Raw genomic sequence first — 19,652 nt, 5'->3', positions numbered from 1 at the left:
ACCCGTTTCGCTGCAAGCGGGGCGCCATGGCGGGGGCGGTAGGTAATAGGCCGGAAGTGCGCGGCGGCGTTGAAACTTGTTAGGAATGGGCAAGGTCCTGGCGCGGCTCGCCAGCACCGGCTTGTTGAGGGAACCGACGCCGCCATGCCCGTCCCCGCTGACCTGCAGCCGCTCATCCTGCGCCACGACCTAGAGACCGGCGACCGCTTCGTCATGTACGCCAAACCCGACGGCGTCGCCCTCGAACTGCGCTTCGAGGGCGAGGAACCCTGGGCGACGCGCAGCCAGATGGCGACTTTATTCGGCCGCGACGTGTCCAGAATTGGCGTTCATATCAACAAGATACTGGCAGAATCGGAGCTAGAGGCGGAAAGCAATGTGCGGAAAGCGCATATTGCAAATTCCGACAAGCCGGTCGACCTCTACAGCCTCGACATGGTGCTCTCGGTCGGCTATCGGGTGCGCTCGTCGAAGCAGGCGATCATGTTCCGCCGCTGGGCGAACGGGATCCTGAAGCAGTTTCTATTGAAAGGCTTCATCCTCGACGGCCGGCGCCTCGAAAATCCGGACGGACGGCCGGATTTCTTCGATGAGCTGCTGGCCAAGATCCGTCAGATCCGCGCCTCCGAGAAGCGGATGTGGACGCGGGTTCTGGAACTTGCTTCCTTCTGCAGCGACTTCCACATGATGAAGCAGAACGACCGGGATATCTTCTTCGCCACCATTCAGAACGCGATGCATTGGGCCGTGACGCAGGAGACGGCGGCGGAGGTCATCCACAGCCGCGTCGATGCCTCGAAACCGCATGCCGGGCTCACCCATTTCCGGGGCGAGATCCCGATGATCGACGACGCCAGGATCGCCAAGAACTATTACCAGAAAGCCGAGATCCATACGCTCAACCTGCTGACCAGCGCCACGCTGGAGTTCTTCGAGAGTCAGGCCGAGCAGCGGCGCACCACGACGTTGGCGCAGTTCCTGGAGAAGATGCGCGACTTCATCAGGCTCGACGGTCGTCCGCTGATCCGGTCCGACTATCGCGGGACGGTGACGAAGGCGGCGGCGCTCAAGAAGGCCGATGCCGAATTCGCCGCTTATGAGGAGCGGGTCCGGCTGGCTCAGGAAGCGCGCGGCGAGCGGGAAGTGAGCCGCCTGCTGGACGACGCGCGCTTTATCGCCGCCGAAAAGCGCAGCGGCCGGAAACCGCATTGAAAGGACACGATTTCCGGCCGCTTAAGCTTAGAAATCCATCGCCCGGTGAACCGTCGCGTCGACAACCACCAGCGCGGTCATGTTGACGATCCGGCGCACGCTGGCGGAGGGCTCGATGATATGCACCGGCTGGGCCGTGCCCAGCAGGATCGGACCGACGGTGATGCCGTTGCCGGCCGCCAGCTTCAGCAGGCCGTAGGAGATGTTGGCCGCATCCAGATTGGGCATCATCAGCAGATTGGCCTGGCCGGTCAGCCGCGCTCCGGAGACCGCGCCGGCAAGCACCGTCTCGGACAAGGCCGCATCGCCCTGCATTTCGCCTTCGACTTCGAGGTCAGGAGCCATCTCCTCGATCAGCGCCAGCGCATCGCGCATGAGCTGGGCCTCGGCGCATTCGGACGAGCCGAAGCTGGAATGCGACAGCAGCGCCACGCGCGGCACGAGGCCGAAGCGGCGCAATTCCTCCGCGGCGAGCAAGGTGATCTCGGCAAGCTGCTCGGCATTGGGGAAGCGGTTGACCTGGGTATCGCAGATGAAGATCTGACGGTCGGGCAGCATCAGCATGTTCATGGCGGCGAGCGTCTTCACGCCTGGGCGCGGGCCGATCACGTCCTTGATGGCGCGCAGATGATCGACATAGACGCCGGTCGTGCCGCAGAGCAGGGCGTCGACATCGCCGCGCCGCATCAGGGCCGCGCCGATCAGCGTCGGCCGCGTGCGCATGGCCTCGCGGGCGATGGCCATGGTCACGCCCTTGCGCTTGGTCAGCTCGTAATATTCGGAGACCACTTCGCGGTAGCGGCTGTCGCTGAGGATGTTGACCGCCTCGCAATTCTCGCCGAGCCGCAGCCGCAGACCGAGCGTCTTGATGCGCTGGGCGATGATTTCGGCGCGGCCGATCAGCACCGGGAAGGCCAGCCCCTCATCGACCACGACCTGAGCCGCGCGAAGCACGCGCTCCTCCTCGCCCTCGGCATAGGCGACGCGCTTCGGCGCGGCCTTGGCGGCATCGAAGACGGGCTTCATGCTGGCGCCCGAATGATAGACGAAGCGCGCCATCTGCTGACGGTAGGCTTCCATGTCGATGATCGGGCGGGCGGCGACGCCGCTATCCATCGCGGCTTGCGCGACAGCGGGGGCGATTTTCTCGATCAGGCGCGGATCGAACGGCTTCGGGATCAGATAATCCGGGCCGAAGCACATTTGCGGCGCGGCATAGGCCGTCGCCACGATGTCGGAAATCTCCGCCATGGCGAGTTCGGCGATGGCGTGGACGGCCGCCTTCTTCATCTCCTCATTGATCGCCGTCGCGCCGACATCGAGCGCGCCGCGGAAAATGTAGGGGAAGCACAGCACATTGTTGACCTGGTTCGGATAGTCCGAACGGCCGGTGCAGATCAGCGCATCGGGGCGCGCCTCGCGGGCGAGCTCCGGCGTGATTTCGGGCGTCGGATTGGCGAGCGCCATGATGATCGGCGTCGGCGCCATCTCGCGCACCATCTCGGGCTTCAGGACGCCGCCCGCCGACAGGCCGAGGAAGATGTCAGCGCCCGGCATGATGTCGGCAAGCTTGCGGGCCTTGGTGTCCTGGGCGTAGCGGTCCTTTTCCGGATCCATGTTGACCTGCCGCCCGATATAGACCACGCCGTCGATGTCGGAGACGAAGATGTTCTCGCGCTTGATGCCGAGATTGACCAGCAGATCAAGGCAGGCGAGCGCCGCCGCGCCCGCGCCCGAGACGGCCACCTTCACCTCGGCGATGTCCTTGCCGGCCAGCTTCAGCCCGTTCAGCACCGCCGCCGCGACGATGATCGCCGTGCCGTGCTGGTCGTCATGGAACACCGGGATCTTCATGCGCTGGCGCAGGGTGCGCTCGATGATGAAGCATTCCGGCGCCTTGATGTCTTCCAGATTGATGCCACCGAAAGTCGGCTCCAGCGCGGCGACGATCTCGATGAATTTTTCCGGGTCGTTCTGGGCGATCTCGATGTCGAAGACGTCGATGCCGGCGAATTTCTTGAACAGGCAGGCCTTGCCTTCCATCACCGGCTTCGACGCCAGCGGGCCGATATTGCCCAGTCCCAGCACGGCGGTGCCGTTGGTGATGACGGCGACGAGATTGGCGCGCGAGGTCAGCAGCGCCGCCTGCTGCGGGTCTTCCTCGATGGCGGTGCAGGCATAGGCGACGCCGGGCGAATAGGCGAGCGACAGGTCGAGCTGATTGATCAGCCCCTTGGTGGGGGTCACGGAAATCTTGCCCGGCGTCGGCAGGCGGTGATAGTCGAGCGCGGCCTCGCGCAGGGAATTCTCGTCCATGTGGCCTCGGTGGCTGTGTCTGAGCTCTCGAGTCAAGCTCTAGGCGAGCTTGGCCCTATAGGCAATGCGCTGCAAGTGTTTGGTCCATAAGGTCGCGCTCCCATTGGCTCTTCACTCCGCCAGGAGCTGATCCTCATTGACCACAATGGCAAGCGCCAGGCAATCGACCTGGGCAGCGCCCGCCGCGCGCAGGACAAGCGCGCAGGCGCCGAGCGTTGCGCCGGTGGTGATGACGTCCTCGACCAGCAGGATGCGTTTGCCGCGGATTCGGGCCGCCGCGCCGCGCGGGACGGCGAAGGCCGCCGCCACATTCTCCCGTCTCTGGCCGCGCGACAGGCCGACCTGACTGGACGTCTTTCGGCTGCGGCGCAGGGCGGACAGGTCGGCGCGCACGCCGGTCTCGGCGGACAATCGCCGCGCCAGGATGGCGGCCTGATTGTAGCGGCGCGTCCAGAGGCGCTTCGAATGCAGCGGGACGGGGATCAGCAGATCGGCGTCCGCGAGCAGTTCTGCTCCGGCTGAGCGCAGCATCCGGGCAAACAGGCCCGCCGCCTCGTGCCGGTCGGCGTATTTGAAGCCGTGCACCAGATCGCGCATCACGCCCTCGAAACGCGCAACGGCGCGGGCGCGGCCGTAAGACGGCGGATGGCGCAGCGCCATGGCGGACATGAGCGGCGGCTCGCCGCCATATGGCAGCGGCAGGCCGAGCCGGTCACAGAGCGGCGGCGTGATGAAATCGATGCCCTGCCAGCAGGCGGCGCAGAGCACGCCATGGGCGGAGATCGGCGCGTGGCAGCGGATGCAGATCGGCGGCAGGATCAGATCGGCGGCGTAGCGCAGATTGGCGAGCGACCAGCGGCGCAGATCGGCCAGCATGGCGCCGCGCGGCGACGGCGCGTCCGCCTCGTCGAAGCTGCTCAAAGCCGGCGCTCCTCGCTTTGCCCTTTCGCGCAAGCTTAGCGAGGCTTACATGTCGCTCCAATGCGTAAGCTCACGGATGGCCGCCCTTGACCGCACCCCGCCTGTTCGACCGCGCCCTGCTTCGCGCCCGCCGCGATCGCGTCGCCGCGAATGCCGCGCCTCCCGATTTCCTGCTCCGCCGGGCCGCGGAAGATATGGCCGAGCGTCTGCAAGGCGTCGAGCGCAGCTTTGCCCGAATTCTGAATATCGGCGCGCATCACGGGATTTTGGCGGCGGCCCTGAAGGCAGCCCATTCGGCGGCCGATCTCGTCATCAACATGGAGGCGAGCGCGCCGCTGCTGGCGCTTTGTGGGTCACCGAAGGTTCGGGCGGACGAGGAGGCGCTGCCGTTTCGCGATGGCGCGTTCGATCTGGTCGCCTCTGCCCTGTCGCTGCAATTCGTCAACGATCTGCCCGGCGCGCTGATCCAGATCCGGCGGGCGCTGAAGCCGGACGGGCTGTTCCTGGGCGCGGTGCTGGGCGGGGCGACATTGCAGGAATTGCGGCTGAGCTTTGCGCAGGCCGAGGTCGAGCTGGAGGGCGGCATCAGCCCGCGCGTCGCGCCGATGGCCGATATCCGCGATTTCGGCGGTCTGCTGCAGCGGGCAGGGTTCGCGCTGCCGGTCGCGGACGCCGATCTGGTGGCCGTGACCTATAGCTCGCCGCTCGCTTTGATGCTGGAATTGCGGGCGATGGGCGCGGGCAATGTGCTGACCGAGCGCCGCAAGCGCCCGATGCGCCGAGCGACGCTGACGCGTGCCATGGAGATTTATGCCGAGCGCTTTCCGGCTTCAGGCGGCCGCGTCGCCGCCACTTTCGAGATCATCCATCTGGCCGGCTGGGTGCCGCATGAGAGCCAGCAAAAGCCCCTCAAGCCCGGCTCCGCCCAGGCCCGGCTCGCCGAGGCGCTGGGTGTGGACGAGCATAAGCTGAAGGGCTCGAAGCATTAGCCTTTTCGAAATCCCCGCGAAGGCGGGGATCCAGTACGCCGCAGCGCAAGTGGTTGGGCAGAAAGCCAATTTCGAGTTAGTGAATACTGGATCCCCGCCTTCGCGGAATTTCGGTAAAATCGTCTCAACCCACCGGCATCGGCGGCAGGCGGACGGGCATCGCGGTCTCGAAGGCCGCGGCTGCGCGGAGAACCAACGCCTCGGACAGCCTCGGCCCGACGATCTGCAGGCCGATGGGCAGGCCGGCCTCGGTGAAGCCGCAGGGAACCGACATAGCGGGCTGCTGCGAGAGATTGAACGGATAGGTGAAGGGGCTCCAGTCGGTCCAGTTCCATTCGCCGGGCGTCGGCGTCTCCTGTCCGGCGGCGAAGGCGGGGATGGGCATGGCGGGCGTCGCCAAGAGGTCGAAGCGCTCGAAGGCGGTCGATAGCGTCAGGCCGAGGCGGGCGCGTCCGGCGGCGCCGGCGAAATAATCGGCGAGCGACAGCGAGGCGCCATGCGCCATCGCCCGCTTCAGGCCGGGGTCGATCTTTTCGAGCTGCTCCGGCGGGATGCGGGTGCCGAGCGCCGCCGCGCCGGACATCCAATGGGCGCTGAAAATGCCATGCGCATCGTTCAGCACGATCCCGGCCGGCGCCACCGTCGCGCCCAATGTCTCGAACGCCGCCACGGCCTTCTCGACCGCCGCCGCGACCTCCGGATCGACGCGCGCGAAGCCGAGATCCGGGCTGAAGCCGATGCGCAGGCCCTTCACCCCGTCGCCAAGTCCCGCGCCGTAATCGGGGGGCGGGAAAGGCAGCGCCTGCCAATCGCGCGCATCCGGCTCGGCGATCACGCGCAGCATCAGCGCGGCATCGGCGACGCTGCGGGTCATCGGCCCGACATGGGCGACATCGCCGAAAGGGCTTGCCGGATAGGCGGGCACCCGGCCGAAGGTGGGCTTGATGCCGACGATGCCGGTGAAGGAGGCGGGGATGCGGATCGAGCCGCCACCATCGGTGCCGATATGCAGCGCCCCCATGCCGAGCGCCGCCGCGACCGCCGCGCCGCCGCTCGAGCCGCCCGGCGTCTTGGCCAGATCCCAGGGGTTGCGGGTGATGCCGGTCAGCGGGCTGTCGGTGACGCCTTTCCAGCCATATTCGGGTGTCGCTGTCTTGCCGAGCAGCACCGCGCCATGGGCCAGCAGGCGGGCGACGCAGGGCGCGTCCTCCTCCCAGGGCTGGTCGGGGGAAATCGTGAGCGAGCCGCGCAAGGTCGGCCAGCCTTTGGTGAGGATCAAGTCCTTGATCGAGCAGGGCACGCCGTCTACGAGGCCAAGCGGTTCGCCGCGCATCCAGCGGGCCTCGGAGGCGCGGGCGGCGTCCAGCGCCCGCTCCTCATCGACGAGGCAGAAGGCGTTGACCGCACCGTTCTGGCTGGCAATGCGATCGAGCGCGGCACGGGTCGCCTCGACGGGAGAGAGGGTCTTGGCCGCGTATCGCGCCAAGAGCACGGTTGCGGTCAGATCGGCAATTTCATGCGCCACGGCGGTCCCCTCGCGAAAGCGCGGCCGGAGGCGCCGCACTCCGCCAGGATAGACGCTGGCCGCCGCCACTGCCAGCCTTACGCCGTCACGGTGCCTTCGAAGGCGCGCCGTAAAGCGCCCGCGCATCGGCCGTCAGCGCGTGGCGGGAGGGCGCTCGCATATACATCATATGGCCACCGCGATAGACGCGGAACTGCACCGGCTCGGCGGTCTCGATCGGCTTCAATTGCCGGATCAGAAATTCGGAGACGCTGTAGGGCGTCGCCAGATCCGTATAGCCATGCGCGATCATGATCTTCAAAGCCGGGTTCAGCGTGCGCGCCTTTTGCAGCTCATCGAGCGAGCCGGCAAAACCCTGTTCGGTCGGCTTGGTGCCCCAGTCCCAGGCGCCGTTGACCTCGCGGTTGAGCAGCTTATAGGGCAGGTCGGTTTTGTAGCCGAGCTCATCGCGCGTATAGCTGACCATCACCGGCGTCAGGATGTTGATGGCATTGTCGAGGATCGGATCGGGGTTGTTGCGACCGGAGGGGCGCGGCACCGGCGCGCTGATGCCGCCATCATAGACGCTCAGGACGCGGTCGTTACGCCGCCGGAATTCCTGCATGAACAGGCTGCGGTCGACCCGGCCGTAATAGCGCGCGACCACCTCAGGATCGAGGCCGGTGAGCCGCGCCACCCTTGTGACGATCGCCGGGTTGGCGACATAGCCCTGCATGAGGTGGTTGAGATAGTCGGTGCGCGCGAAGGCCTCGGTCTCGCGCTGGCCGTCGAGCGGGGCGTTGGGGCCGCCGATCAGTTCGGATTGCGAGGCCGCGATGGAGGGCAGATCGAGCGCCAGCGGCGTGAGCTGGAAATCGTCGCCGCGCAGCATCGAGAATTCGAGCGCGGGCGAAATCAGGATGGCGCCTTTGACGCGCGTGCCGCCTTGCAGAAGACGGCTAGACAGAAGCGCGGCGCGGAAGCCGCCATAGCTCTCGCCCGCGATGTAGACATCGGCGAGATCGCGTCCGGCGCGGGTGAGATAGAGCCGGACGAAATCGGTCATGGCTTTGGCGTCCTGGTCGACGCCGAAATAGGATTTCTCCTCGCCCGACCCGACCACGCGGCTATAGCCGGTGCCGACCGGGTCGACGAAGACGAGATCGGTGAAGGAGAGCCAGTTGTCGGGATTGTCGCCGAGGCGGATGGGTTCGGCGGGCGCTGCGCCATCGGGCCGGAAGCCGAGAACGCGCGGCCCCATGGCGGACAGATGCAGGAAGGCCGTCGCGGCGCCCGGCCCGCCATTGAAGACGAAGGTGATCGGCCGCTGCGCGCCGCTGACGGTGTAGGCGACGTAGAACAGCTTCGCGGTGGTCTCGCCCTTGTCGTTGGCGAGCGGCAGGCTGCCGGCGGTGGCACTATAGGCGATGCGATCCGCGCCCTCGCCGATCGCATGCTGGGTGGTGACGTCCTCCGGCAGCGCCAGGACGGAGCCGGCGGAAGCGGACTTAGCGGCGGTCTCCGGCGCGGGGCCTTCGGCCCAGGCGGGCGACAGCGCGAGGCCGAGCGCGAGCGCGCAAGCCGCCATTAAACGATGGGGCATTCGTCATCCTTTCGTTTCGCCCGCCCGCGAATGCGATGCGGCATGGGCATCGATCGCGGCAAAGAGCGGCATCAGAATGACGGCAATGCCGCGCCGGCCGGACCGTTCCCTGACTTCGTCGTGAGAACGGTCCGGCGGCGCGGTCGCCGGTCAGCGATCGGCTTGGCCCCCCGCGAGCCTTGCCTCTTCAGCCACCAGACGTAACAGATAAGAGAGAAAGGTCAGATCCGAGGAGACGGCCAGATCGTGCAATTGCAGGCTCATCGACTCGATATATTCGGCCGAGTCCTTAGACTCGAGACCGTCAGCGGGCGCGTCGTCGTCGCCATAATCGTCTGGAAGGCGCGTATGCATGATCGCACGGTGTTCGATGCCGAAAGAGTGCTGGCGGGCCGGAAGGCCAAATAAGTTTTTCATTTTTGTACTCCACTCAGTTACGCGAAAAATGTCTCAAGGTGCTGATTGCAAACGGGGAAGATGTGGCTGCTGCCACACTTCAGGGCGCGTTGCGTTGCTGCCACTCCCAAAACTTGTCCGGATTGAACGGAACAGTGCGCCACGGATCTGCGAGATTGTCCGGCACGGATGGCGGGGGGCGCCGGGCTCGGCCGCGATCGGCGGGCGGCCGCGCTGCCTCGGCGCGCTGCGGCAAAGGCGGCCCCCGGCGCGGCTGCTGCTGATCGGCCTGGACCAGCGAGGCGGCTGCGACCGCGCCGGCGAGACTGAGCAAGAGCAGGGAGCGGGATTGACGGTGGCCATCCATGCCGGGGGTGGGAATGCGGATCATGGATCAGGCGGCGCGTGCAAGCGGCGGAAGCCCGGGGATCGTTGCAAAGAAGGGCGGGAGGCAGGCGGCAGACCGCGAACCGGGCGGATGGCGCAATTGGCGCGGGAATGCAGGGCATAGCGTCATGGCGTTTCGCTCCTGTGATGACGCGATATGGTCCGCGCCAAGGCATGATCTCGACCCAATGAAACTGGCGCCTTAGCCACTGATTGAGAAACTTACGATCCCGAATTCTAAACTTCTGTTAATTGCGTCCAGCATCACAAAGCAAATAAAGCGTTTTCCAGCTTCGTCACTGGAAGCAAAGCACCGAGCTTTCCATGGAAAATGCTGCGAGACTTCGAGGCTGAGACTGTCATCACCAAATATATAAACCCAATAATACTGATGTCTAATCTTTTCTCACGAAATATTCTATTTCAATAAATTAATACAAAATCTAAGGGCCATATCACAAATAGAGTTAAAGCAACACGGCTCTGGTTTTTAATATTCACTATGCAACGACCTCATCTGGCCGCCAGTGAAATATCTATCGATTAAAACGGTTTTATGGAAATGGAATTTCGCAAAAATCGCAGGAATACGTTGCACTACTTATATATATGATCGTGACAATTATAACAAAGCCGACACAAAGCAGACGCAGCAAGGGCGCCGGGCGCCCTATTTCTGCTTCAGGCTTTTGACATAGGCGAGCACCTTGAGGATCTGATCCTGCGTCATTCTGCGGCCGAAAGCCTGCATGGCGCCGGCGCCGCCCGCATAGACGATTTCGAACATTCCCTTATCGGTGGCGGTCTGTGGATAAAGGTGATCGTTATCGATCAGGTTGGGCCCGATGCGGCCGGTCGCGTCCTTGAGATGGCAGGCGGCGCACCATTGATCGTAGAGCTTCTTGCCTTCCGCCACGGCGTCGGGGTTGTCGTTATAGGGATTCTGGGCGGTCTTGTGGAAGCTGGCGACGGCTTCGGTGATCTGCTGTTCGGGCTTGTAGGTGAGCTCGATCTTGCGGCCGTCCAGCACATGGTGGAATTCCACTTCCCCGCCTGACGCAGGCGCTCCCCCGCCAGGGGCGGCCGGAGGCGGCGCGTCGCCGCTCTGGGCGAAAACGGGAGCGGCGGCAAGCAACAGCAGCGCAAGCGCGGATCGCGTCACGCGGCGGCGGTGGTCGGTCATGGGATCATCCTGCGCTCAAGGAAACGCCGGGCGAGGGCCCGGCGCGTCGCGATTTCAGAAACGGTCTATGGCCCGGTCCGTTCCGACGTGGCGGACCGGGGCCGTGCCTTACTGCTTCACGCGCGCGACGGTCGCGCCGGCCGGAACCTGGTCGGCGGGCACAATGCGCCACAGCGCGCCAGGCGGGTTCGCGGTCGGGCCCTGGTCGGCAAGGTAGAAATTATTGGCGTTGACGGCCAGCACATTGCCCTGCTCGTCATAGCCGCCCGCCGTATATTGCAGGTCGGTCTGCATCATCTCCTGCAATTGCCACTTCTTGGCGCCGACATCCCAGCCGAGGCCCCAGACGCGGCCTGTGCACCAGTCGCCAGCCAGATAGACGCCGGTCATGCCGCCGTAATTGGCGACGCCAAAGCCCTGCACCGAGCAGCCATAGCCCGTCGTCAGTTCCTTGGCGCCGGGAAATGGGGTCTGGTGCGGATATTGCGCGGCCGGCAGCACGCCGACGACGGCGCAATTCGCCAGCGCCGGGTCGCCCGTCATCGGGTGGCAGAACTTGCCTTCCATGTCCGGCCAGCCATAATTTTCGCCGCCCTTGCTGGCGGCCGGCTGGAACAGGATTTCTTCCCAGTGATTCTGGCCGACATCGGCGATGAACAGATTGCCGGTCTTGGGGTCGAAGGCGAATTCATAGGGGTTGCGCACGCCATACGCCCAGATTTCCGGCTTCGACTTGGTACGGATCTTGGCGAACTGCTCCTCGGTGATGCCGAACAGCGACATCAGCCGTTCCTTGGAGGCGTCGGCGAAGGGATTGGTCGGCGGCACCTTATAGGCGCGGCCGTCATCGTCGGGCACGTTGACGTCGATCCGCAGCATCTTGCCGAGCCACGTCGACAGGTCCTTGCCGGCCTGGAGCGGGTCGCCTTCCCAGCCACCGTCGCCGCTGCCGATATAGAGATAGCCGTCAGGACCGAATTCGATCTGGCCGCCATTGTGATTGTAATAGGGCTGCTCGATGCGCAGGATCACCTTTGCGGTGCCGTTGACGCGCTCCGGCGTCATGACGTTCGGGCTGGCCGGGTCGACCTGATAGCGCACCACGACACCGTCGCCATTGAACGGCAGAGAGGCGTAATGCGCGAAGAAATATCCGTTTTCCTTGAATTTCGGATGGAAGGCGATCGCGTAGAGGCCCTGCTCGACAAAGCCGGTCTGCACGTCGGTGCCGAGCGGATTGATCTTGGTCAGGTCGAGGAAGGGATCGGGCAGGACCTTGCCGTCCTTGTCGACGATGCGGACGGTGCCCGCCCGCTCGACGACGAAAATGCGGCCCGAGCCGTCATTGGCGTTGGTCACATTGGTGGGGTCGAGAAAGCCGTCGGCGACCTTCACCAGCGCGATTTTCGGCGCGCCCGGGATCTTGCCGCCGGGCAGGGCAACCTCGTCCGGCTTGGTCGGCGCGACCTGGGCCTGCGCGGCGCAGGCGACCATCGCCGCCAGCGTCCCGATCAGTAGACTTGTGCGTTTCACCATTGGTTTCCTCCCGAGTGAACGACGTTCCCCGCCGAGCTCTTTGATGGCACTGCTAAAGAACACTTTGAATTCATAGCAAAAACGGCGTGCCAACTCAATCGCCGGGACTATCAGGTGTGGCGCTTTATTTCCGGGAAGAACGAGCCAATATGATTTTATTACCGTAAAATTATCAACAAACTTAAACCAAACACTTTTCGGGCAGCGCGAAAGCCGCCCGATCTAGGCGGGTCGCGAGATGAACCGATGCGCTCCCACCAGGACGATGCCGGCGGCCAGAATCATCATGCCCATGCCTTCACGCGATTCTTCGTCCTGCCACCAGACCTCCTCGCGCCACCAATGCGCGGCGTGGGGCCAATAGTAGACGACGCCAGCGAGAGCGAGGACCATGGAGGCCAGCAAAAGCCAGCTCGCGGCGGGCGTCCAGAGCAGGCGCGGCGCGAAGGCGGCGAGGCCGGTCCATATCGCGCCGATCGAGTAAATCGTCGCCCAGACCTCCGGGTCGGGGTCATTATATTGCACTGCAGCAAACAGCACGAAACAGATGCAGAGCACACCCATCAAAATGCGCCAGAGAACTCTTGTCATGGTGAAGATCCAGAAGCCTTGTGAGGAAGATGACAATAAACTAGGGTGATGTTCCGTCGGGCGTTTTTCTTTGCCGGAGGCGGATCGTATCGCGGTTGTCCAGGCAAGTCATCCATGGCTTCACAGCAGATCAATGCGCCAGCCAGCGAGGCCCGCTCCGGGGCCTATTGGCAGCGCTTCGCGGTCTCCTTTGAATTCCCGGTGGTGTTCACCCGCGCGCTGTTCGCGCCGGAGAACCGCACCCTCGCCGATGCCATCGCGCGGCTGGAACCGGACCGCCGGCATCGCTGCCTCGTCTTCCTCGATGCAGGGCTGGCGCCGGAACTCGCCGCGCGGATCGAGGCTTATGCCGCGCATCATGCCGCCCGGATCGAACTGGTGGCGCCGCCGCAGACCATGCCCGGCGGCGAGAAGATCAAGAACGAGCTGGCCTATGTCGAGCAGATGCAGGGGCAGGTCTTCCAGCACCGCATCGACCGCCACTCCTACATCATCGCGGTGGGCGGCGGCGCGCTGCTCGACGTCGTCGGCCTCGTCGCGGCGACTTCGCATCGCGGCATCCGCCATATCCGCGTGCCGACGACGGTCTTGTCGCAGAACGATTCCGGCGTCGGCGTGAAGAACGGCGTCAATCTCAATGCGGTGAAGAATTTCGTCGGCACCTTCGCGCCGCCCTTCGCCGTGCTGAACGATTTCGATCTGCTCGCCAGCCTGCCGCCGCGCGAAAAGATCGCCGGCATGGCCGAGGCGGTCAAAGTCGCGCTGATCCGCGATCCCGCCTTCTTCCTCTGGCTGGAGCGCCATGCCGACGCGCTCGCCGCTTTCGAGCCGGACGCCATGGCGACGATGATCCGCCGCTGCGCCGAGTTGCACATGCATCAGATCGCCCACGGCGGCGATCCCTTCGAATCCGGCAGCGCCCGGCCGCTGGATTTCGGCCATTGGTCCGCCCACAAGCTGGAATCGCTGACCCGCTACCATTTGCGCCATGGCGAGGCCGTCGCCATTGGCATCGCCCTGGACTCACGATATTCGGTGTCGGCGGGGATGCTCGCGCAAGGGGCCGACGACCGGGTGTGTTTCCTGCTGGAAAATCTCGGCTTCAAGCTCTGGCACCCGGCGCTGCGGATGCGCGGGGCGGATCAGCGCCCGGCAATCCTGCAGGGCCTGCGTGAGTTTCGCGAGCATCTGGGCGGCGAATTCACCGTGACGCTGCTTACCGGGCTCGGCGAAGGCGTCGAAGTGCATGAACTCGACGAGGCCATGATGATGACGGCGATCGACTGGCTCGAAGCGAGAAGCAAAAGCTGATGCTGCTGGCGGATGGCGCGCTGCTCACCTATTGCACCAACATTCATCCCGGCGAGAGCTGGCCGGAGGTCTTCGCCAGCCTGAAACAGCATTTGCCGGCGGTAAAGGCCGCCGTCTCGCCGGACAAGCCGTTCGGCGTCGGCCTGCGGCTGTCGGCGGAAGCAGCCGAAGGCCTGCGCGCGCCGGCCGCGATGGCGGCGTTCCGCGATTTCCTCGCCGCCAAGGATCTTTACGTCTTCACCATCAACGGCTTTCCCTATGGCGCTTTCCATGGTCAGCGCGTCAAGGAAGCGGTCTACCAGCCCGATTGGCGCGATGAGCGGCGCCTCGAATATTCAAATCTGCTGGCTGACCTGCTCGAGCAATTGCTGCCCGCTTCCGGCTTCGGCACCGTCAGCACCGTGCCCGGCACCTTCAAGACGCTCGGCGAGGGCGCCGAGACGCAGATGGCCGATAGGATGCTGCGCCACGCGGCCCATCTCATCGGCCTCGCCGAGCGCACCGGCAAGACCATCGCGCTGGCGCTCGAGCCCGAACCCTGCTGCTTCCTTGAGACCATCGAGGAAAGCGTCTGGTTCTTCGAGGACCATCTGTTTTCGCCGGCCGCCGTCGCCCGCGTCGCCGAGCTGACCGGGCTTTCCGCCACCGCGACCGCCTCCGCGCTCCGCCGTCATCTCGGCCTGTGCTACGATGTTTGCCACGCCGCCGTCGAGTTCGAGAACCCGGCGGCGAGCATCCTGGCGCTGCGATCGGCGGGCATTCCGATCCACAAGCTGCAGCTCAGCGCCGCGCTGCGCCTTGCGCCGAAACTTCGCCAGTTCCAGGCGTTGCAAGCCTATGCCGAGGGCACCTACCTGCATCAGGTCGTGACGCGGGACGCAGGCGGCGGCCTCACCCGCTATGAGGATCTGCCGGACGCGCTGGCCGCAGCCGCGACCTCGCCCGCCGAGGAATGGCGGGTGCATTTCCACGTGCCGATTTTCGAAGCCGACATCACACCGCTCGCCACCACCCAGGACTTCTTAATGCATATCCTAGCCTTGCACCGGGAGGAGGCGATCGCGCCGCATCTCGAAGTCGAAACCTACACCTGGGACGTGCTGCCGCCCGCTTTGCGCAGCCTGCCGCTCGATCAGGCCATCGCGCGCGAATTGCAATGGGTCATGGCGAGGCTTCGATGAATTGGCTCACCGCCCTACGGCTGGGGCGCGTGTCCAACCTGCCGACCGTCTGGACCAACGCCCTGGCGGGGATCGTGCTGTCGGCGGGGCATTCCTCGGACAGCATCCTTGTGCCGCTGCTGATCGGCCTGTCGCTGCTCTATGTCTCCGGCATGTATCTGAACGACGCCTTCGACGCCGAGATCGACGCGCGCGAGCGCTCGAGCCGCCCGATTCCCCAAGGCGAGGTCGCGGCGGGAACGGTGTTCGCCGCTGGCTTCAGCCTCATGGCCGTGGGCCTCGTTTGCCTTGCGACGCTGGGCAGCAAGGCGTTTCTGATGGCGATCCTGCTGGCGGGGGCCATCGTGCTCTATGACTGGCTGCATAAGGGCACCGCGCTGGCGCCGCTGCTGATGGCTCTCTGCCGCGCGCTGGTTTACGGCGTCGCCGCCGCCGCTGCTTACGGCGCGTCGGGCGAGCCGCTGCTCATCGGCGCCATCGGCCTGTTCTGCTACATCACCGGCCTGACCTATGCGGCAAAGCAGGGGGCGTTCGACCGGGTGGAGCGGCTATGGCCGCTGGCGGTGATGGCCGTGCCGCTCGCCGTCGGCACAGCCGCGGCTCTCGACCGGCCGCAGGCGCTGCCGTTCTTCGCCGCCTTCGTGATCTGGACCGGCGGGGCGCTGTGGCTGCTCTGGCGGCGGCGGCAGGGAGATGTCGGCCTCGCGATCTCGCGGCTGATCGCGGGCATCTCGCTCTATGATGCGATCCTCGTCGGCGCCTATCATTCCCCGGCACTGGGCTTGCTCTGCGCACTCGCCGTTCCCGTAACCATTGCCGCGCAGAAATTCGTGCCGGGAACTTAGCGACCTGATCGGATCCGGAGCATTGTGGATAATCGTCCGTTCCCCTTGATGGACTCTACGGCTCGCGCCAGCATTCCGGACGAATAATATTGAAGGGAGATCTGTAATGATCTTTGGGCCATTGTCCGCGAACGCACGCCATATAGCTGCATTGCGGGAATTTCGGCAGGCGCAAGAAATATATTTGCATACATGGCGTTCAGAGGATTATGAGCAGATGCGCTCGGCGCGGCGTTTATGCACCGAACTCGCACGGATTGTAGCTCAAGGATAGGTTCCGCTCCATTGTGAAGTGCGGCCCTACCCGCCGCCGCCGAACACATGCGCCAGCATCAGCGCCTTGAAGTCCACCGCCTCGACCGGCCCCTCCGGCAACAGCCCAGCCTCCGAGCCGATCACCAGCGGGCCGTGGCGCCTATCCTCCATCAGGCGGCCATGCGAGCCCTTTACCAGCGGCGTATCCTTGGCAGAGATCACGTCCATCAGCGCGCGCATGCCGAGCTTGCGCTTGAGCAGCCGCCAGCCGATGGCGGCGGTCGGATTGCGGATGGCGGGGTCGAGGAACAACTCCACCGGGTCGTAGCCGGGCTTGCGGTGAATATCGACGGTGCGGGCGAAATCGGGCGCGCGGGCATCGTCGAGCCAGTAATAATAGCTGAACCAGCGATCCGCCGCCGAGATCGCAACCAACTCGCCCGAGCGAGGATGATCGATACCCATCTCGCGTTTGCCGTCGGCGTCCAGGACCTGCTCGATGCCCTCGACACCTTCGAGCAGCGCCTTCACTTCGGCGATGCGGCCAGGGTCGCGCACATAGACATGCGCGGCCTGATGATCGGCAAGCGCAAACGCTTCCGACGCCCCCGCATCCAGCAATTCCGTGCCGTTCTCCTCGCGGATGGCGATCAGCCCGGCGCCGCGCAGCGCCCGGTTGATATGCACCGCATCCGTCACCGGCATGATGCCATATTCGGAGACGATGAGGACGCGCATGCCGTTGCGCGCGGCGAAGTCGATGAGCTGCCCGGTGACGGCATCGACCTCCTTTAGGTCCTCGGTCAGCCGCGCATTGCCGAGATCCGGCCCGAGCCGCTGCAGGTTGTAATCCAGATGCGGCAGGTAGCACAGCGTCAGCGCCGGCTTGCGCGTCTCCATGACATGCAGCGTCGCGTCGGCGATCCACCGGGACGAGGAAACATCCGTCGCCGGACCCCAGAACTTGAACAGCGGGAACATGCCGAGCTTGGCATTCAGCTCGTCGCGCAATTCGGGCGGATTGGCGTAATGGTCGGGCAGCTTGCGGCCATCTGCGGGATACATCGGCCGGGGCGTCGCGCCCCAATCGGCGCCGGAATACATGTTGTACCACCAAAACATGTTGGCGCAGGTGAAGCCGGGATCGCGCTTGCGCCCCGCCTCCCAGACCTTCTCGCCCTCGATGAGGTGATTCGACTGCCGCCACAGCCAGGTCTCGGCCAGATCGCGGAAATACCAGCCATTGGCGACTGCGCCATGCCCCGATGGCGAGACGCCCGTCAGCAGCGTCGATTGCACCGTGCAGGTCACGGCGGGGAATACGGTGTTCAGCGCCCGCATGCCTCCGCGCGCCGCCAGCCGGGCGATATTGGGCGTGTGAATGCCGACCAGCTCGGGCGACAGCCCGACGACGAGGATCACCAATGTCTGGTGCATTATGGAAATCCGAAACGGAGGAGGGCTGCTCGGCGCGCGCTTTGCAAAGACCATAGCCTTCTTGTAGGGTACGGTAAATCGTCGCATTCATGAGGCATTATGCAGATTCACGCCCCCGAACTGCTAAGCCGATGGCTCGAAAAACAAACCTCGCCCGAAAGCTGGCGCTGGCTGAGCGAGCGCATCGCGCGCGGCGCGGCGACGCCGGAACGCGATGTCTTCATCACGCTCGGCCTGATACCCCGCCGCCTGGGCCGCGCCGATCTCGCGCTGGACGCAGCCGATCTTGAAGCCGCCGACGCCGCCCGTCCCGGCTGGGACCCGCGCGGCTGGAGCGTCGACGGCGCCGCCCGCGTGCTGGTGCTGCTGCGGACGGTCGCGCAAGGGGACAAGTTTCCCGAAAATTTCCAGCGCCTCTGCCGCACCGCCGACGTCGCCGAGGCCATCGCCTTCTATCGCGGCCTGCCGCTCTATCCGCAAGGCGACCGCCTCGAAGCCCAGGCTGCCGAGGGCCTGCGCTCGAACATGTCGGCGATCTTCGAGGCCGTCGCGCATAACAATGCCTATCCACGCGACCATTTCGACGATCACCGCTGGAACCACATGATCCTGAAGGCGCTGTTCGTCGGCTCCGCTTTGGCGCCGATACAGGGACTGGACGCGCGCGCCAATGCGGATCTGGCGCTGATGCTGTTCGACTACGCGCATGAGCGCTGGGCCGCCGAACGCGGCGTCTCGCCGGAATTGTGGCGCGGCGTCGGGTCCTATGCCACCACGCCGCCGATGCTCGCCGATCTCGCCCGCGTCCTCGCGAACGGTGCCACGGTGGAACGTGAAGCCGCCGCGCTCGCCCTTGCCGCATCGCAATCCGAAGACGCCGCGCCGATCCTGCAATCCGCGCCGGACCTGGCGCGCCGCATCGAAACCGGCGCGCTCACCTGGCAGACGCTCGCCTGAACCCCAAAGGAGCAAGCGGCCATGTATATCGATCCGCACGCCCATATGATCTCCCGCACCACCAATGATTACGAGGCCATGGCGGCGGCCGGCATCGTCGCGGTGATCGAACCGGCCTTCTGGGTCGGCCAACCGCGCACCTATGTCGGCACCTATATCGACTACCTCTCCGCCATCGTCGGCTGGGAGCGCTTTCGCGCCGGCCAGTTCGGCATCCGGCATTACTGCACCGCCGGCCTGAACTCCAAGGAGGCCAACAATGAGGAGCTGGCCGAGGGCGTGATGGAGATCCTGCCGCGCTTCGCACTGAAGGACGGCGTCGTCGCCATCGGCGAGATCGGCTATGACGAGCAGACGCCGCTCGAGGACAAATATTTCCGCGCCCAGCTCGAATTGGCCAAGGAGCTGGAGCTGCCGGTGATGATCCATACGCCGCATCGCGACAAGAAGCGCGGCACCACGCGCTCGATGGACGTCGCGCTGGAGCACGGGCTCGATCCGTCCCAGGTGATCGTCGACCACAATAATGAGGAGACGGTCGCGGAGGTGTTGCAGCGCGGATTCTGGGCGGCGTTTTCGATCTATCCGTCCACCAAGATGGGCGATGCGCGCATGGTGCAGTTGCTCAAGCAATATGGCGCCGAGCGGATCATCGTGGATTCGGCCTGCGACTGGGGTGTCTCCGAGCCGCTGGGCGTGCCGAAGACGGCCGAGCTTGCGCTGAAGAGCGGTGTCCCCGAGCGGCATGTGCGCATGGCCTGCTACGAGAACGCGCTCGCCGCCTATGGCCGCAGCGGCCAGATGCGCGAAAGCGACTGGCTCGACCCGCCGCCCATCGACCAGCGCACGCTCTACGCCGGCAATTCCATCCTGCGCGGCGGCCGCGAGCCCCATGTCGAGCGGCACGAGGGTGGGGAGTAGACGGCGCCTTCATCCGCCCTCAGACGAAATCCCCGCGAAGACGGGGATCCGGTATTCACAAACTCGAAATCGGCTTTCTGCCCAACCGCTTACACTGCGGCGTACTG

General features: G+C 65.0%; 16 protein-coding genes. 7 read left to right on the top strand and 9 right to left on the bottom strand.

The annotated features are described in order from the left end of the window. Positions 1 to 144 precede the first annotated feature (144 nt). Positions 145 to 1,212, top strand: a complete 1,068-nt coding sequence (rhuM, locus tag BLEFHOIH_RS25505) for a RhuM family protein (protein WP_088348883.1) — start codon at positions 145 to 147, stop codon at positions 1,210 to 1,212. Positions 1,213 to 1,239: 27 nt separating this feature from the next. On the opposite strand, the gene BLEFHOIH_RS25500 is transcribed toward rhuM, so the two are convergent. Together BLEFHOIH_RS25500 and BLEFHOIH_RS25495 are read right to left on the bottom strand one after the other, a co-directional pair. Beyond that, positions 1,240 to 3,528 carry an NADP-dependent malic enzyme gene (locus BLEFHOIH_RS25500; RefSeq protein ID WP_088348882.1) on the bottom strand — a complete coding sequence of 763 codons (2,289 nt, stop codon included), beginning with the start codon at positions 3,526 to 3,528 and terminating at the stop codon, positions 1,240 to 1,242. Between the two features lie 111 nt (positions 3,529 to 3,639). Beyond that, positions 3,640 to 4,449 (bottom strand): ComF family protein, encoded by an 810-nt coding sequence (locus BLEFHOIH_RS25495; protein WP_088348881.1) that lies wholly within the window; start codon positions 4,447 to 4,449, stop codon positions 3,640 to 3,642. A gap of 86 nt (positions 4,450 to 4,535) precedes the next feature. Here BLEFHOIH_RS25495 and BLEFHOIH_RS25490 point away from each other — a divergent pair, with 86 nt between their 5' ends. Beyond that, positions 4,536 to 5,438 (top strand): methyltransferase domain-containing protein, encoded by a 903-nt coding sequence (locus tag BLEFHOIH_RS25490; RefSeq protein ID WP_088348880.1) that lies wholly within the window; start codon positions 4,536 to 4,538, stop codon positions 5,436 to 5,438. Between the two features lie 124 nt (positions 5,439 to 5,562). Here BLEFHOIH_RS25490 and BLEFHOIH_RS25485 read toward each other — a convergent pair whose 3' ends face one another. The 6 genes from BLEFHOIH_RS25485 to BLEFHOIH_RS25455 all read right to left on the bottom strand — a co-directional run bounded on the left by BLEFHOIH_RS25485 (position 5,563) and on the right by BLEFHOIH_RS25455 (position 12,638). Beyond that, positions 5,563 to 6,963, bottom strand: a complete 1,401-nt coding sequence (locus BLEFHOIH_RS25485; protein WP_245297193.1) for an amidase — start codon at positions 6,961 to 6,963, stop codon at positions 5,563 to 5,565. Between the two features lie 85 nt (positions 6,964 to 7,048). Further along, a complete protein-coding gene (locus BLEFHOIH_RS25480; protein ID WP_088348878.1) occupies positions 7,049 to 8,545 on the bottom strand; it encodes a peptidase S10 in 1,497 nt (498 codons plus the stop codon). Positions 8,546 to 8,695: 150 nt separating this feature from the next. Continuing rightward, positions 8,696 to 8,962, bottom strand: coding sequence for a hypothetical protein (locus BLEFHOIH_RS25475; protein WP_088348877.1), 267 nt, complete (start codon positions 8,960 to 8,962; stop codon positions 8,696 to 8,698). A gap of 1,036 nt (positions 8,963 to 9,998) precedes the next feature. Further along, positions 9,999 to 10,511: a c-type cytochrome gene (locus BLEFHOIH_RS25465; protein ID WP_088348875.1), complete on the bottom strand. Its 513-nt coding sequence runs from the start codon at positions 10,509 to 10,511 to the stop codon at positions 9,999 to 10,001. A gap of 108 nt (positions 10,512 to 10,619) precedes the next feature. Next, entirely contained in the window at positions 10,620 to 12,047 is a 1,428-nt protein-coding gene (locus BLEFHOIH_RS25460; RefSeq protein WP_088348874.1) for a PQQ-dependent sugar dehydrogenase, read from the bottom strand. Between the two features lie 222 nt (positions 12,048 to 12,269). Then, positions 12,270 to 12,638: a transmembrane 220 family protein gene (locus BLEFHOIH_RS25455; RefSeq protein WP_088348873.1), complete on the bottom strand. Its 369-nt coding sequence runs from the start codon at positions 12,636 to 12,638 to the stop codon at positions 12,270 to 12,272. Positions 12,639 to 12,752: 114 nt separating this feature from the next. Here BLEFHOIH_RS25455 and BLEFHOIH_RS25450 point away from each other — a divergent pair, with 114 nt between their 5' ends. The 3 genes from BLEFHOIH_RS25450 to BLEFHOIH_RS25440 are packed head-to-tail and all read left to right on the top strand — an operon-like array spanning position 12,753 to position 15,975. Continuing rightward, complete coding sequence (locus BLEFHOIH_RS25450) at positions 12,753 to 13,949, top strand: 3-dehydroquinate synthase (protein ID WP_088348872.1); 1,197 nt, start codon at positions 12,753 to 12,755, stop codon at positions 13,947 to 13,949. Further along, complete coding sequence (eboE, locus tag BLEFHOIH_RS25445) at positions 13,949 to 15,130, top strand: metabolite traffic protein EboE (RefSeq protein ID WP_170937383.1); 1,182 nt, start codon at positions 13,949 to 13,951, stop codon at positions 15,128 to 15,130. Before BLEFHOIH_RS25450 ends, eboE begins: the two co-directional genes overlap by 1 nt. Further along, entirely contained in the window at positions 15,127 to 15,975 is an 849-nt protein-coding gene (locus tag BLEFHOIH_RS25440) for a UbiA family prenyltransferase (RefSeq protein WP_210191601.1), read from the top strand. The genes eboE and BLEFHOIH_RS25440 overlap by 4 nt, the downstream gene beginning before the upstream one ends. 300 nt (positions 15,976 to 16,275) lie before the next feature. Here the strand turns inward: BLEFHOIH_RS25440 and BLEFHOIH_RS25435 are convergent, their stop codons facing one another. Next, the gene (locus tag BLEFHOIH_RS25435) at positions 16,276 to 17,667 is read right to left on the bottom strand and encodes a nucleotide pyrophosphatase/phosphodiesterase family protein (protein ID WP_088348870.1); all 1,392 of its coding nucleotides are present in this window, start codon (positions 17,665 to 17,667) and stop codon (positions 16,276 to 16,278) included. A 99-nt stretch (positions 17,668 to 17,766) separates the two neighbouring features. On the opposite strand from BLEFHOIH_RS25435, the gene BLEFHOIH_RS25430 reads away from it, so the two are divergent. Beyond that, positions 17,767 to 18,624 carry an EboA domain-containing protein gene (locus tag BLEFHOIH_RS25430; RefSeq protein WP_088348869.1) on the top strand — a complete coding sequence of 286 codons (858 nt, stop codon included), beginning with the start codon at positions 17,767 to 17,769 and terminating at the stop codon, positions 18,622 to 18,624. A 21-nt stretch (positions 18,625 to 18,645) separates the two neighbouring features. After that, positions 18,646 to 19,545 carry a TatD family hydrolase gene (locus BLEFHOIH_RS25425; protein ID WP_088348868.1) on the top strand — a complete coding sequence of 300 codons (900 nt, stop codon included), beginning with the start codon at positions 18,646 to 18,648 and terminating at the stop codon, positions 19,543 to 19,545. The last annotated feature ends 107 nt before the right edge of the window (positions 19,546 to 19,652 follow it).

This window comes from Rhodomicrobium sp. R_RK_3, from assembly GCF_002198715.1.
Taxonomy (GTDB): Bacteria; Pseudomonadota; Alphaproteobacteria; order Rhizobiales; family Rhodomicrobiaceae; genus R-RK-3.
The sequence above is the reverse complement of the archived record's forward strand: the minus strand, read 5'-3'. Positions and strand labels throughout refer to the sequence as shown.